At 43.1% G+C, this 14,809-nt stretch carries 11 protein-coding genes and 1 pseudogene; 6 read left to right on the forward strand and 6 right to left on the reverse strand.

Annotation, left to right across the window (positions count from 1 at the left end; all coding sequences use genetic code 11):
- Positions 1-246 precede the first annotated feature (246 nt).
- Together ACED60_RS12450 and ACED60_RS12455 are read left to right on the forward strand one after the other, a co-directional pair.
- Positions 247-1,500 (forward strand): aromatic amino acid transport family protein, encoded by a 1,254-nt coding sequence (locus ACED60_RS12450; protein ID WP_009847035.1) that lies wholly within the window; start codon positions 247-249, stop codon positions 1,498-1,500.
- Between the two features lie 120 nt (positions 1,501-1,620).
- On the forward strand, positions 1,621-2,982 hold the full coding sequence (locus tag ACED60_RS12455; protein WP_009847036.1) for an L-serine ammonia-lyase: 1,362 nt from the start codon (positions 1,621-1,623) through the stop codon (positions 2,980-2,982).
- Between the two features lie 133 nt (positions 2,983-3,115).
- Here ACED60_RS12455 and ACED60_RS12460 read toward each other — a convergent pair whose 3' ends face one another.
- The 4 genes from ACED60_RS12460 to ACED60_RS12475 form a co-directional block, all read right to left on the reverse strand.
- Entirely contained in the window at positions 3,116-4,258 is a 1,143-nt protein-coding gene (locus tag ACED60_RS12460) for an amino acid permease (protein WP_009847037.1), read from the reverse strand.
- Between the two features lie 81 nt (positions 4,259-4,339).
- Complete coding sequence (locus ACED60_RS12465) at positions 4,340-4,537, reverse strand: hypothetical protein (RefSeq protein WP_017103791.1); 198 nt, start codon at positions 4,535-4,537, stop codon at positions 4,340-4,342.
- 459 nt (positions 4,538-4,996) lie between these two features.
- Positions 4,997-5,359, reverse strand: coding sequence for a 6-carboxytetrahydropterin synthase QueD (gene queD / locus ACED60_RS12470; protein ID WP_009847038.1), 363 nt, complete (start codon positions 5,357-5,359; stop codon positions 4,997-4,999).
- Between the two features lie 149 nt (positions 5,360-5,508).
- Positions 5,509-6,396 (reverse strand): LysR family transcriptional regulator, encoded by an 888-nt coding sequence (locus ACED60_RS12475; protein ID WP_009847039.1) that lies wholly within the window; start codon positions 6,394-6,396, stop codon positions 5,509-5,511.
- 114 nt (positions 6,397-6,510) lie between these two features.
- On the opposite strand from ACED60_RS12475, the gene ACED60_RS12480 reads away from it, so the two are divergent.
- Together ACED60_RS12480 and ACED60_RS12485 are read left to right on the forward strand one after the other, a co-directional pair.
- Positions 6,511-6,936 carry an ester cyclase gene (locus tag ACED60_RS12480; RefSeq protein ID WP_371727685.1) on the forward strand — a complete coding sequence of 142 codons (426 nt, stop codon included), beginning with the start codon at positions 6,511-6,513 and terminating at the stop codon, positions 6,934-6,936.
- A gap of 308 nt (positions 6,937-7,244) precedes the next feature.
- Positions 7,245-8,879 carry a methyl-accepting chemotaxis protein gene (locus tag ACED60_RS12485; RefSeq protein ID WP_371727686.1) on the forward strand — a complete coding sequence of 545 codons (1,635 nt, stop codon included), beginning with the start codon at positions 7,245-7,247 and terminating at the stop codon, positions 8,877-8,879.
- A 114-nt stretch (positions 8,880-8,993) separates the two neighbouring features.
- Here the strand turns inward: ACED60_RS12485 and ACED60_RS12490 are convergent, their stop codons facing one another.
- Entirely contained in the window at positions 8,994-10,484 is a 1,491-nt protein-coding gene (locus ACED60_RS12490) for a SulP family inorganic anion transporter (protein ID WP_102249789.1), read from the reverse strand.
- A 684-nt stretch (positions 10,485-11,168) separates the two neighbouring features.
- Here ACED60_RS12490 and asnS point away from each other — a divergent pair.
- Positions 11,169-12,569: an asparagine--tRNA ligase gene (gene asnS / locus ACED60_RS12495; protein WP_004734710.1), complete on the forward strand. Its 1,401-nt coding sequence runs from the start codon at positions 11,169-11,171 to the stop codon at positions 12,567-12,569.
- A gap of 311 nt (positions 12,570-12,880) precedes the next feature.
- Positions 12,881-14,248 (forward strand): hypothetical protein, encoded by a 1,368-nt coding sequence (locus ACED60_RS12500; protein ID WP_371727687.1) that lies wholly within the window; start codon positions 12,881-12,883, stop codon positions 14,246-14,248.
- Positions 14,249-14,341: 93 nt separating this feature from the next.
- Here the strand turns inward: ACED60_RS12500 and ACED60_RS12505 are convergent.
- Positions 14,342-14,809: pseudogene (locus ACED60_RS12505) on the reverse strand (hypothetical protein); the annotation flags it as partial.

Raw genomic sequence — 14,809 nt, forward strand, 5'->3', positions numbered from 1 at the left:
TCCAATTTTACGCAAACGTTTCCCTGGTATAATTCTGTACAACCCCGCCTTTCGCATAAGATAAACTAATAGCAAGCATGAGCATAAATCACCTGTGGCACGCTATTTTCGTGATCAAAAATCCGTTTTTCGCATATCATGTGACACGCCGTTTCATTACATGATTTAGATCTATTTTTTGTAGAAGAAAATTCTGCAGAATTAGCCCCGACTTATTTCCTGTTCCCAAAAAATGAGTAATTTAACATGAACACAACAACTTCTTCGGCAAATGCCGTTACAGATACAAGCAAGTTTAACTATAAAGATTTTACCTGGTGTCTATCACTATTCGGTACAGCAGTTGGCGCTGGTGTACTATTCCTTCCAATCAAAGCTGGTGCGGGTGGTTTTTGGCCACTAGTTATCCTAGCTTTAATCGCGGCACCAATGACTTGGTTCGCACACAAATCTCTAGCTCGTTTCGTACTGTCTTCTAAGAACCCTGAAGCAGATATTACAGACACAGTTGAAGAACACTTCGGTAAGACTGGCGCGAACCTTATTACTTTCGCTTACTTTTTCGCTATCTACCCAATCGTTCTTATCTACGGTGTTGGTATTACAAACACAGTTGACTCTTTCCTAGTAAACCAAATGGGCATGGAATCTATTCCTCGTCCTCTTCTTTCTGGTGCACTTATCCTTGCTATGACAGCAGGTGTTGTATTCGGTAAAGAGCTGATGCTTAAAGCAACTTCAGCAATGGTTTACCCACTAGTATTCATCCTACTAGCATTGTCTTTCTACCTAGTTCCTGATTGGAACACTTCAATGATGGAAACAAGCCCAGAATGGTCAGCAATGCCTTCTATTATCTGGCTTGCGATTCCAATCATCGTGTTCTCTTTCAACCACAGCCCAATCATTTCACAGTTCTCTAAAGAGCAACGTCGTGTATACGGTGAAGACGCGGTTAAGAAAACTGACGCGATCACTGGTGGCGCAGCAATGATGCTGATGGGTTTTGTAATGTTCTTCGTTTTCTCTGTAGTACTTTCTCTATCTCCAGAGCAACTAGCAACAGCGCAATCTCAAAACATCTCTGTACTTTCTTACCTAGCTAACGTTCACGAGTCTCCACTTATCTCTTACATGGGTCCTCTAGTAGCGTTCGCAGCAATCACTTCTAGCTACTTCGGTCACTTCCTAGGTGCTCATGAAGGTCTTGTTGGTCTAATCAAGTCTCGCTCTGGTTCTTCAATCAGCACGATTGAGAAAGCTTCTCTAGCGTTCATCGTTGTTACAACTTGGATTGTTGCGGTAGTTAACCCAAGCATCCTAGGCATGATTGAAACAATGGGTGCTCCAATGATTGCAGCTATCCTGTTCCTAATGCCTGTATTCGCAATGAACAAAGTACCAGCTATGGCTAAGTACAAAACTTCAGCACCTGTGCAAATCTTTACAGCTTTATGTGGTCTAGCGGCTATTAGTTCTGTAATCTACGGCGCTCTTTAATCTCAAGCCCTTGTTATAAGATGACATTCATCTTATATGGCGAGGTTAGACAAAAAATATAATGATAATAAATGAGCCTCCCTACTCCCCTTGGGAGGCTCTCTTTTTGAGGTAATCGCTATGATTAGTGTATTTGATATCTATAAAATCGGTGTTGGTCCATCGAGCTCACATACAGTTGGACCAATGAAAGCGGGTAAAGAATTTATTGATGACCTACGTTCAATGGGAAAATTGCGCGACATCACTAAAATCACCGTGGACGTATATGGATCACTATCACTGACAGGGAAAGGTCACCACACAGATATCGCAATCATCATGGGTCTTGCTGGCAATACTCCTGAGCGTGTTGATATCGATTCTATTGCAGGCTTCATTGCTCGAGTAGAAGAAACTGAACGTCTACCTGTCGGTATGCACTGTCATACTGTTTCGTTCCCTCGCGACGGCGGAATGAACTTCCACACTAGCAACCTTTCTCTACACGAGAATGGCATGAGCATTCATGCTTGGGTTGATGACGAAGTCGCATATTCAAAAACGTATTACTCAATTGGTGGTGGTTTCATCGTTGACGAAGAGAACTTCGGCAAAGAAGAAGAAAACCCAATTAAAGCACCTTACGAATTCACAACAGCGGAAGAGCTGGTTAATCAGTGTAAAGAAAGTGGTCTTTCTATCAGTACACTGGTTATGAAAAACCAAGCGGCTTTCCACTCAGACGAAGAGTCTCGCACTTACTTCGCTAACATCTGGAAAACGATGCGTGAGTGTATGGATCGCGGTATGAATACTGAAGGTATCCTGCCTGGTCCACTGCGTGTACCTCGTCGTGCAGCAGCACTTCGCCAACAACTGATCACGTCAGAAAAAACAACTAACGATCCAATGACGGTTGTTGACTGGGTGAACATGTTTGCTTTCGCAGTAAACGAAGAGAACGCAGCTGGCGGTCGTGTAGTAACGGCACCAACAAACGGCGCATGTGGCATCATCCCTGCTGTATTGGCTTACTACGATAAGTTCATTCAAACAGTAACAGAGAAAGACTACATCCGTTACTTCGCAGCTTCTGGCGCGATCGGTGGTCTTTACAAGCGTAACGCTTCTATCTCTGGTGCTGAAGTTGGCTGTCAGGGTGAAGTTGGCGTGGCGTGTTCTATGGCTGCTGCTGGTCTTGCTGAGCTTATGGGTGGTAGCCCAGAGCAAGTATGTATGGCTGCAGAAATCGGCATGGAGCACAACCTAGGTCTAACGTGTGACCCAGTTGCTGGCCAAGTACAAGTTCCATGTATCGAGCGTAACGGTATTGCTGCAGTTAAAGCAATCAACTCGACTCGTATGGCACTTCGTCGCTCTTCTGCTCCGACTGTTTCTCTAGATAAAGTTATCGAAACAATGCTAGAAACCGGTAAAGACATGAACGCTAAATATCGTGAGACATCTCAAGGTGGTTTGGCAGTTAAGGTTGTTTGTTAATTAGCATTAGTTTATTAATAGCTTTCGAATCAATCTGCTTTTAATGAGCAGATAATAAAAAGGAACGCATATGCGTTCCTTTTTTTATGTCTCAATATCAGTTGCTGTCCGGCACAGCAACTGAAGCGATTGGTTAAATCACTTGAGAGATAAGCAAGAAGCAACCAAACAACAATGAGAAAAGCATCATTGGTCGACCACCTTCAGCACTGTATCTGTCTTCCGCTACCTTCATAAAGCGTTGCTTATGAACCATCACCAGAGGAACAAACACGGCTAAGAACACTAAGATGATACCTGCATAGTTCAACACTTGTAGGAACTTATCTGCAGCAAGCAGTGAACCCGCCAGCGGCAAGATAAAACTAATGCAGTAAGTGACCGCTGTGTTTTGGTTAAACATGTCTCTGTTCTGGTTGAACAAAGACATCGCTACACCAAAGAAAGAGGTCAACAACGCCAAGCCAGTGAAGGTAGACAGAACGTTACCCACCCAAGGAGACTGAGCCTCAAACGCCGCCATCAAATCTGATACGTTCTTGAAGCTTCTGAATTGCTCTTCGCTCAAGTTACCCACTACCGCAAACAACCAACATAAGTAACACACTAATGGGATCAGAGAACCGACGATCACCATGTTACGCAGCTGTTTGTCTGTCGCTTCGTGGTTGTAAGAAACCAAGGTTGGAATCACAACCATAAAGCCAAAGCTCGTAAACAGGATGGCACTGGTTTTGATTAGATCAACATGGTCATGGCTGGTTACCTGCATCAAGTTTTCTTGAGTCATGCTCGGCGCTAAGAACACCATGGTTGCAAACAAGCTAGCAAGCATAACGAAGAACAAAGCACGGTTGAGTTTATCAATCACACCGGTGCCACTTGCGACGACAGCGCCAGCAAGTAACGTAAACACGACTTGGCTCGTGGTCGCGGTGAGTTCAACGCCAAAGTTAGACAGTAACTTACTCAGCAAGTCACCTGCGCCCAGAATGTAGGCCATCAATAGGCAAATCAATAACGCGTAAAGTAGGCCGTTGGTAATCAACTGCCCTTGTTTGCCCAAGGTTTTTCGGGCAATTGAGTTTAATCCTAGACCGCCACCGGCTTTGATGGTCGCTTCTAGAAGTAATAATGCTGCGTAAGTGGTACCAAAACAGATCAGAACCATCAGCAGTGTGCCGTAAAGCAATCCGAATTGAGCTAATACCATTGGGATCGCAAGCATACCAGCACCGAGAGCGGTACCAGCGATAATTAGAGAGCTACCCATCATTTTAATATTCATTGTTTTTAACTTATTTGTTTAGTTTTTATAGGTGTGAGTCTTCGTACATCAAGCGGATGACAAAGGAGTTCAGATAGAAACAAAGTTATAAAACGAATAACAATAGGAGCGATAAGCAGTAAAGAAGCGTGCAGAGATGTTGTCGAACAAGGTGTTCAAAGGGGAGCTTGTCTTAAAAGAGGTAAAACGAGAAGCGTGAGTTTGCGTTAAGTGATGTGGTGAACCTTCTGTAGGTTCAATAATCGGCGATGTAATCTTGAATTTCATGTATGTGTCCAATAATTAAGTCACATTCCATAGTATTTGAAGCAGCGTATCCATTGCTGCCCTACCTCTGTCATTAGAGGTATTTTCATCTTATCGAATGAGCTTTGAAACACAACGCTATAACCACATTTTTTGCTATTAAATTGAACAAAACAGACATTTGGATACAAATCGACCACCAAACCGCGTAAAACAATAATCATTATTAATAAAAAGCGGAACTATAACCCCCCCACCCCATTAACAACAAAGCTTGTATAAAGAGCACCCAAACATATATGACAGCTACAAAAAAGGCGCTCTTGTAAGCGCCTTTCGTTCGATTATAGCTTTTAAGGCTATAACCTTGAAAGCTATAGTATTGAAGACTGTTGCCTTGATAGCTGTATCTTTGATAGCTGTATCTTTGAAATCTACAGCATCGAAGACTTTAGCATCACAAACTACAGCATCGAAACCTTATTCACCGCGGTAGATACAACCCGCTGTACATGTTTCTTTAATCTCAACCTTGCTCAAAAGTGGCAAGCTTGGTTTAAGTTCATTCCAGATCCACTTAGCCAATACTTCACTTGTCGGGTTTTCTAAACCTTCAATGTCGTTTAGGTAGTAGTGGTCTAAACGGTCGTAAATTGGTTTGAATACAGCTTTAATTTCAGAAAAGTCGATTACCCAACCTGTATGCGGGTCAACTTCGCCTTCTACGTACAAACGAACAAGAAAAGAGTGACCATGCAAACGACCGCACTTATGCCCTTCTGGCACGTGTGGAAGATGGTGGGCTGCTTCAAACATAAACTCTTTGTATAACTCAGTTCTCATTGTGTTTCTCAGGCTAAAAAAATGACACGCAATATTACGTAAAACCAATACACACTACAAGTTCTATCACCACTGTACGGCCTTATTAGCTGCAAGGGTTCCCCTCAAAAGTTACCGTATCAGTGGTCAAAACGAGGTGCATATTCACATCATGAAAAGTGCTCGCATAGTTCATCAATAAACACCTTCACCTTACGCGGAGTATTCACTCTCTCTCGGTAAAGTGCATAAACCGTTCTCTCTTTAAGCGTGTACTGCGATAGGATTTCCACAATTGCGCCAGACTCTACATCTTCTTCGGCTAATTGCCTTGGCAGCATTGCAATACCATAGCCAAAACGAACCGCGACCTTTACTGCTTGCACGCTGTTTACCGTGAGTGTTGGCTTAAGATTTACATCATGGAAATACCCACCAAACTCAAACCTCCACACACCATCATTCTTAAGGTTTGGATCTTCAATTATGGTGTGATTAGCTAAATCAATTGGCGTTGTAATCTCTGTATTATTTTCTAGGTATTTAGGTGAAGCACAAACCAAGTTCTGATTTACAAAGATAGTGCGCGCGATCATGCCTAAGTCTTTCGAAACTAAATCACCAGAACGAATCGCAATGTCATAACCAACCGTCGCGAGATCTTGAACACCATCTGAAAGCATGAGATTGAACGCCACATCTGGGTATTTGTTTGAAAATTTCAAAATGAAGGGCATCAACATGATCTCAGTGAGACCTTTAGGCGCCATAACACTCAAAGAGCCAACCATTTCTGAACTATCAAACCTCAAAGAATCATTTAAATCTTCAATGCCGTCGACCAACCCATGAGCCTCATTAAAATAGCGACGACCAACCTCAGTTAAGGACAGTGACTTGGTAGAGCGATTCAATAAGCGAGTATTTAGGTAAGCCTCAAGCTCTCTTACATGGCGACTAACTAAAGACTTCGACACTCCGATCTTCTTAGCCGCACCTGTAAAACTGCCCTCCTCAACAGTCACAATAAATGACTTAATAGACGTTAATACGTTCATGAACTCACCCCACTGTTTACATATTGTCGACAGACTATCTACAAAATGGGCTCTACTCAAGGCAGTAACGTTCCATTAGATTGTTGGCACTCAACAAACATAAGGATAGAAACTATGACAAGCAAACAAGTTCAGGTTGTAAAAGACTACTTTAAGCATTGTGTAGACGGTAAACAAACTCACCGTATTGGCGAATATTTCGCTGAAAATACGATGATCCATAGACCTGATTGCAATAAGATAATTAACGGCCTCTCTGAGTTCGAAGCCATGTTAAAAGTTCACGTTACTGAACGATATGAATCACTGGAAACGACGTTTCAAAAAGTCGTAGAAGACGGCCATCAAGTTGTTGTTGCGCTCACTCACAGAGCTAAAGGTGCTGATGAGTGGAAAGGCTACCAACTGAATGGAAAAAACGTTACTTGGACTAGCCTTACTTACTTCCGATTCAATGATGAAGGCAAAGTTGTCGAGGAGATTGTTGAACGCAATGAGCTAAGCATGGCACTTCAACTGGGCTTAAACCTAACTAGTTAAAAGCTCACTGGAATGATACTGACTCAGCAGTTAAGCCAGATTGAATAATACGAAGAAGGCATCTATTAGGTGCCTTTTAGAAAGTGATTTTTATTTAAGTTATGTACGTTTATTGGGCTTTAATACCCTTCAAATTTAGCGATAAACTCCCATCCATTCGCCCAAAGAACATCATTACAAACCCGCTACATCACAGAAACATAACCACAACCGGAGTATGGTCACACAATCGGTTATACCCCATAGGTGGTAGAGCCGCTTACACGTAAAGTATGCATGTCATTATACTTAATAAAAACAAACACCTTATGCGCTCAACAATCACCTTTAAAATCCTAGTAGCCCTCGCCATTGTGTTCACTTTCTTGCTTGCAATATCGACTTACTTTCAATATTCGCAGCAAAAGCAACTTGTAAACTCGGTGTTAAGTGAGCAGCTTCACGATAAGGCAAGCAACTATTTCGATAGCCTTAATATGATGATGCTGACTGGCACCATGGCACAAAAAGAGACCCTTCGTCAGAAAGCGTTAGCGCAAGAAGGCATTGAAAATGTTCGTGTACTGCGCGCCGATGCAGTGAGCAAATTGTACGGACCTGGCAATGACAACCAAACACCTATTGATGATATCGATAAACGAGCGCTAGCAGGCGAAACTGTTATCGAACCCTTTTCTGCCGATTGGGGTAAAGGCTTGGTTATTGCTCTGCCAATGAAGTCGAGCGAGAACTATCGCGGCACCAATTGTGTGGCATGTCATATGGCACCAGAAGGTGAAGTATTAGGCGCGATTCGCCTAGAATATAACCTCAGCCACGTTAACGCGCTGATCAACACTCAAACCATGGCTGCTATAGGCATTATGGCGGTTATCTCCTTCGCCGGGTTTGTTCTTACGATGGGATTAATTCGTAAGATTATCGTTCGCCCTCTTCAACAGACTTCGCGGTTTATGACCCAAGTAAGCAGCGATAAAAACCTGTCCACTCGTTTGCCCGAACAAAGTAAAGATGAGATTGGCACGCTGGCTAACGCCATCAACTCGTTCATGGGAACCGTTTCTAACAGCTTAGAAAAGGTACAAGATACTTCGCACAAACTGAATGCGTCAGCCAATCAACTGACTAGCGTTGCTCAAATTACCGAGCAAGCCGCCAGCGATCAACAAAACGAAACCACAGAAGTGCAAAACAATGTCGAAGGAATACAAGCACAACAGGTCAATGTAGAACAAGCCACTTTAACCGCGTCAGAACTCATCAATCACACCTCAGATGTGGCATGTAAGAGTGCTAACCAAGCACATGATGCAAGTAGTGAGATTAAGAATCTAGTGAGCAGTATCGAAGAAGTGAAACACAAGATACAAACACTTAATGAGCAAACTGGAGAAGTCTCTTCAATATTGAGTGTGATTCGTGGCATTGCCGACCAAACCAACCTTCTAGCCTTGAATGCAGCGATTGAAGCGGCCCGTGCGGGAGAACAAGGTCGCGGCTTTGCCGTAGTGGCAGATGAAGTTCGTAATCTTGCATCACGAACGGCAGAGGCTACTGGCAGTATTGAGTCTATCATTCATCAGTTCCAACAAGGCAGTGAAGAATCGCTGAATTCTGCTGACCGCGTTTGCGAACAAGCACATCAAAGCTCGACAGATATCGACGCACTGTCCGTTGAGATGAACGGTGTCGTTGAAGAGATGAAACAAGTGTTAGCTCATGCACAAAATATTCAGCAACAGACGCAATCCACCACACAAGCAACCCAAGATGTGCAACAAAAAGTTGAAACCATCACTTCTCACGCCGACAACACATCGCAGTCTGCAGCTGAAACTCGTGGAATCAGTAATGATTTAGAAGAGCTGTCGGATCACCTTGAATCTCTTATCAACCAATTCACCTTATCGAACTCAAATACCAACGATAAAGGTCAGTCATAGGCCGTTAGAACTCCCCTAGCGACATCAACAAAAAAGCGCTCAAAGATGAGCGCTTTATCTTCATAACAATGTCTAGTTCAGGCTTTAAGATTTTAAGAGCACCTTAAACCACGATTAGTGCGTAATGGAAACCGCGGTTAAATCTTTATGCTTGTGGTACATCGCGTGCTTGAATATCAGATTCGCACTCACGGTATCCATTCCTGCGACCTCTACATAAGCACCCTTTTTTCGGAACTTAAACACGACCTTATCAAGCGCCTCAACCGACGTGTTATCTAGGAACGATGCATCCGATATATCGATCGTCACTAAAGACGTGGCCTTGTCATAGTCAAATAGATCGACAAACGCATCTGAAGAAGCAAAAAAGACATGGCCTTTTACTCGATGGGTGGTGTGCAGTTCGTTAGTCACCACTTCATCAGATATAAAGACCATCGACTTGCTGGCATGCGCATAAAACAAAGCTGACAACACCACGCCAACTGCAACACCTATCGCGAGATTGTGCGTAAACACCACCACCGCTACGGTCGCTAGCATCGTCACATTAGTAGGGAGCGTGTGATCTTTAAGTTCAACAACAGAACGCCATGAAAACGTGCCAATTGAAACCATGATCATCACAGATACTAAAGCCGCCATCGGTATCAGCTTCAACCAATCAGAAACAAACACCACCATTAGCAACAAAACAACCCCAGCGATCATACTAGATAATCGGGTTAAGCCACCTGATTTGATGTTAATGATCGACTGACCGATCATCGCACACCCCGCCATACCACCAAATAGTGAGGCAACGATGTTCGCTACTCCCTGCCCTTTACACTCATTGTTTTTATTGCTTTCAGTATCGGTCAGATCATCGACTATGGTCGCTGTCATCAAAGATTCCAGTAAGCCAACCAGAGATAGAGCGATAGAGTATGGCAGGATGGTTGCAAGCGTATCGAACGTGAATGGGATATTAGGAATCAAGAATACCGGCAGTGAATCGGGAAGCTTGCCCATATCGCCAATCGTTCTGACATCTAAACCAAATAACAAACTAATGATTGTCAGGGCAACAATAGCGACCAATGGAGAAGGTATTGCACGACCAAACTTGGGAAAATATGGAAGCAAGTAGATGATCGCCAAACCCAAAGCGACTAACACGTAAACACTTGAAGGAACGTTGATCAACTCAGGAAGCTGGGCCATGAAAATGAGAATCGCGAGCGCGTTAACAAATCCAGTAATCACCGATTTGGAAACGAAATTCATTAGGTTACCAAGCTTAAGATACCCGGCTGCGATTTGAATGACGCCAGCTAAAGATGAAGCAGCGAGTAGATATTCTAGTCCGTGCTCTCTCACCAAGGTGACCATTAATAGCGCCATAGCGCCTGTTGCACCGGAAATCATTCCCGGACGACTGCCAACCAAAGCAGTGACGACACAAATACAGAACGAGGCATAGAGCCCTACTTTAGGGTCAACGCCTGCAATAATTGAAAATGCGATGGCTTCAGGGATCAATGCGAGTGCAACCACAATCCCAGATAATGAATCTCCTTTAACGTTTGATAACCAGTGTTTTTTTAAATAATTAAGCATGTAATTCTCTTTTACTTGTACAGCCAGCCCTGCCTTGTTGAGACATAATTTGATCGACTGTTTTTCTTGAATGAGCGAGCGCTCGAAAAGTGCGGGTGTAGAGAGAATGCAGGGGTTAAGGCGGCGTAATTAACACGTGAACATTAAACTCCTTTAGTGGGTGATTGTTTAGTAGAACGAAATCAACACCTGTGCTTTTTTTTATCGCGTTTGTCCTACACAGGTCAGAATGGCTGACAATATAGAGTGAGTGCCACTTTAATCACACGACCAATATTGCAAACAAAGGTTTCGAATATTAACGATTTCTGAACAAACCAAAACTGTTAATGCCCTTCAGTCCCGTCGTTTGAACTACTCTAATTACAGCAGATCAACAAGTAATGAAAATCCTTAACCATTCGCACTAGTCCACTCCCCTAGTTCTCTAAAATCAACAATCACAAGGAAAAATCGAACAAAAAACACACCCTCAAACACATTTATTGTCAGTACACACAATATTTCTTTCACCAAGCAAGAATAAAGGTTGAAGCTGTCGGTATGACAGGTAATATGTTCAATCGATTTAAAAAGTTTATACAACTTAATGTTTCGGCTAATTATTGTGCAAATGTATGTTTATTTGCAGCAATGCCAGAGACTTTGAGTTGAATTTGTCCCTCAATGGAGAATGAAATCAACATGACTTACGCGCCTGTAACAGACGTACTTGGCGGCAAGCTAGCGGTAGACAGTGAAGTAACTGTTCGCGGCTGGATCCGTTCACGTCGTGATTCCAAAGCTGGAATCTCTTTCCTTGCCATTTATGACGGCTCTTGTTTCGACCCGATTCAGGCCGTGGTTCCTAATAATCTTAATAATTACGAAGACGAAGTATTAAAGCTAACAACTGGCTGCTCTGTTGAAGTAACGGGTAAGATTGTTGAGTCTCCTGCGAAAGGTCAAGACTTCGAACTAGCAGCAACTGACGTTAAAGTTGTAGGCTGGGTTGAAGACGCTGACACTTACCCAATGGCTAAGACACGTCACTCTATCGAATACCTTCGTGAAGTTGCTCACCTACGCCCACGTACAAACGTGATCGGCGCAGTAGCACGTGTACGTAACTGTTTATCTCAAGCGATTCACCGTTTCTACCACGAGCAAGGTTTCTTCTGGACTTCAGCTCCGCTTATCACTGCATCTGATGCAGAAGGCGCTGGTGAAATGTTCCGCGTATCGACGCTAGACATGGAAAACCTACCTCGCACTGACGAAGGCAAAGTTGACTTCAACGAAGATTTCTTCGGTAAAGAAACTTTCCTTACAGTATCTGGTCAACTTAATGCTGAAGCTTACGCTTGTGCACTAAGCAAGGTTTACACGTTCGGTCCTACGTTCCGTGCTGAAAACTCAAACACAAGCCGCCACCTAGCTGAATTCTGGATGGTTGAGCCTGAAGTTGCGTTTGCAGACCTTGACGATGTAGCAAAACTGGCTGAAGACATGCTTAAGTACGTTTTCGCTGCTGTTCTTGAAGAGCGCCGCGACGACCTTGAGTTCTTCGCTTCTCGCATCGACAAAGAAGCAATCACTCGTCTAGAGCAATTCGTAGACGCTGATTTCGCACAAGTTGACTACACTGACGCAATCCAAATCCTACTAGATTCTGGTAAGAAATTTGAATTCGACGTTGAGTGGGGCATCGACATGTCTTCAGAGCATGAGCGTTACCTAGCTGAAGAGCACTTCAAAGCACCTGTTATCGTTAAGAACTACCCGAAAGACATCAAAGCTTTCTACATGCGCTTAAACGACGACGGCAAGACAGTTGCAGCAATGGACGTACTTGCACCAGGCATCGGTGAAATCATCGGTGGTGCACAACGTGAAGAGCGTCTAGACATTCTAGACGAGCGCATGATTGGTATGGGTATCGACCCTGAGCACATGAGCTGGTACCGCGACCTACGTAAATACGGCACAGTGCCTCACGCTGGCTTCGGTCTTGGCTTTGAGCGTCTAGTGTCTTACGTAACAGGTATGGGCAACGTTCGTGACGTTATCCCGTTCCCACGTACACCACGCTCTGCGAACTTCTAATATCGGCTTGCTTCTTCTTTAACGAAGTCAGTATCAGATAAATAAAAACCTCCGTATATACGGAGGTCTTTTTATTCCCCGAGATTATTTCCGTTACCCACAACCTCCCTTCCCCACCCACAAATTCTCCTGCGTATTCTCGATTCAAAAGCGGTTAGACGCGAAGATAACAAATCAACAAATCAACATCATATAGTTAAGCACTGTAATTTTATGTAATGAACACCTGACAAAGTCATACAGTATTGATGTCCTGTATAAATTATTCTTCTTACTAATTAATTTGTGAATATAAATTTTTAGGGACCCCAATGAAAACAAGCATTTTATCTGCAGCTCTACTAATCACTTTAACCGGATGTGGCGGAGGAGGCTCATCGACTCCCGCGAAAAAACCAACAGTTAAGCCAACGCAAAAGCCAGTGGTATTTATCTCTAAATGTTCGCAACCCTTACAAGGGGATACAGCCTTAACCTTCAAGATTAAGGGTACAATAGCGAGTGTCAATGGCGTTGCATGTAGTGGTAGCCCCAAAGCATTTGACGATATGATCAAAGCTCACCCGAATACAAAAACGCTGAACTTCATCGATATGGGTGGCTCTATGAATGATGATGCCAACATTCAACTAGCGTACAAAGTAAGAGCGAAAAAATTAGACACGTACATTAGCTCTATTGGACATGTCGCTTCGGGGGGAACTGACCTTTTCGCTGCGGGTGTGAAAAGAACGATTGAACCAGGTGCTCGATTAGGCGTTCACTCATGGGCACAAGGGTCTTTACAAGGGGCTTCATTGCCTGTTGGTCATAGTGAGCATAAACCCTACATTGATTATTATAAAAAGATGGGATTACCAGATCCGAGCGGCTTCTACTGGTTTACACTGAAAGCTGCTCCGGCTCAAGGAATGCATTATATGACTTCTGCTGAAGTATCTAAGTATGGCTTAGCATCTATTTCAAAAGACCTTAGAGCAAATTACACTCCTAAAAACAGCCTTTTGAACAACAACCTGCTGGACGTTGTGAGCGATAGCCTGAAAGCTGTAGCGGTTGAAAACCACGTGAGAAAAAGTGTATATGCACTTGATCATGTCTCTTCACTATTATTCAAGCAATTTAATGTATCAAACCGAGATGAGTTAATAACCTACTTAAAGGGTAATGGTAAACTAGATCCTGTTACCAAATCGTATGTATTCAAAGCTACATCAACTCAGCCGACGACTGTCTATAACTCAAAAACGGACACAATAAATACAGCATATAGGTCCGATGATAAGTACCGTGTCGCTCCTAAGCCCTTAATTGAAACGGGTTTGATGATCGAAAATTATGGCATTGAAACATCACACACATCTGTTCAGGTTGAATTGAACAAAAGCGCGCTCCAAGTTGAGATTGCAGATGAACAATTTACCCTAGTTAAAGACCCATCAGTCAACACAATTAACTACTGTAAAAAAATCAAGTTCAAAGTCGCATCAGGGAAACTGGTCACTGTTGCTAACTGCTTAGAGAGCACTCTCAAAGGTGACCAAGTTCAACTTGTCAATTACGAAAGAACGACAAAGAGAGATATGCTAGGTAGCGTAGCTCCGACCGTAACCAAATCGGTAACCAAGACTTCGAACTTTGAATTCAATGCTAAGCAAAGTACGCTAATTACTAAGTAATTTTACAATGTGTAAAAAAAGCCCTACTTAACATAAGTAGGGCTTCCTTTTTATTTATTGCGCTTAAGTTTCATTTAAGCTGTCCAGACTAAATTAGTCAGCCTTGCGTACCAAAAAGTGATCGAGCATAATTTTTTCACCTGTACTTTGAAGAGGCTTAAATTCAATGACTAACTGATCGCCTTTCTGTTCAAATGCATTCACTTTCAAAAACAGACTTTCTTTGTCCGCTTTAATGTTATGAGCGACCTGACGACCATTAACAAACACATCAAATGCAGGCGCTTTAGAATTTACAGGTATCACTGTTTCAAAAGTGTACTTTTCCCCTTCTATCGCATAAGCGGTGTTATAAATACCACCATCCGCCGTCCAGTAAGTGCCATTGAAATCCATACTATCCGCGTTCCAATAGCTGTAAAATGCATGCAGATTTTCAATATCGTTCTGAGTTGTTGACGTCCACTTTACGTCAGAGAGGTTTACTGGTTTCGTGTAACTAAAGCGTATCCGCCCCATGAACCCACGGGGCGACTTGTCAGTGTTTGAAGTTCCAAGGTA

The sequence above is a fragment of the Vibrio sp. 1F279 genome (assembly GCF_041439815.1).
Taxonomy (GTDB): Bacteria; Pseudomonadota; Gammaproteobacteria; order Enterobacterales; family Vibrionaceae; genus Vibrio; species Vibrio tasmaniensis_A.

Bases quoted from the DNA above. Each gene is read 5' to 3' on its own strand.
- ACED60_RS12450 (WP_009847035.1), top strand. From the start codon at position 247: ATGAACACAACAACTTCTTCGGCAAATGCCGTTACAGATACAAGCAAG.
- ACED60_RS12455 (WP_009847036.1), top strand. From the start codon at position 1,621: ATGATTAGTGTATTTGATATCTATAAAATCGGTGTTGGTCCATCGAGC.
- ACED60_RS12460 (WP_009847037.1), bottom strand. From the start codon at position 4,258: ATGATGGGTAGCTCTCTAATTATCGCTGGTACCGCTCTCGGTGCTGGT.
- ACED60_RS12465 (WP_017103791.1), bottom strand. From the start codon at position 4,537: ATGAAATTCAAGATTACATCGCCGATTATTGAACCTACAGAAGGTTCA.
- queD (WP_009847038.1), bottom strand. From the start codon at position 5,359: ATGAGAACTGAGTTATACAAAGAGTTTATGTTTGAAGCAGCCCACCAT.
- ACED60_RS12475 (WP_009847039.1), bottom strand. From the start codon at position 6,396: ATGAACGTATTAACGTCTATTAAGTCATTTATTGTGACTGTTGAGGAG.
- ACED60_RS12480 (WP_371727685.1), top strand. From the start codon at position 6,511: ATGACAAGCAAACAAGTTCAGGTTGTAAAAGACTACTTTAAGCATTGT.
- ACED60_RS12485 (WP_371727686.1), top strand. From the start codon at position 7,245: ATGCGCTCAACAATCACCTTTAAAATCCTAGTAGCCCTCGCCATTGTG.
- ACED60_RS12490 (WP_102249789.1), bottom strand. From the start codon at position 10,484: ATGCTTAATTATTTAAAAAAACACTGGTTATCAAACGTTAAAGGAGAT.
- asnS (WP_004734710.1), top strand. From the start codon at position 11,169: ATGACTTACGCGCCTGTAACAGACGTACTTGGCGGCAAGCTAGCGGTA.
- ACED60_RS12500 (WP_371727687.1), top strand. From the start codon at position 12,881: ATGAAAACAAGCATTTTATCTGCAGCTCTACTAATCACTTTAACCGGA.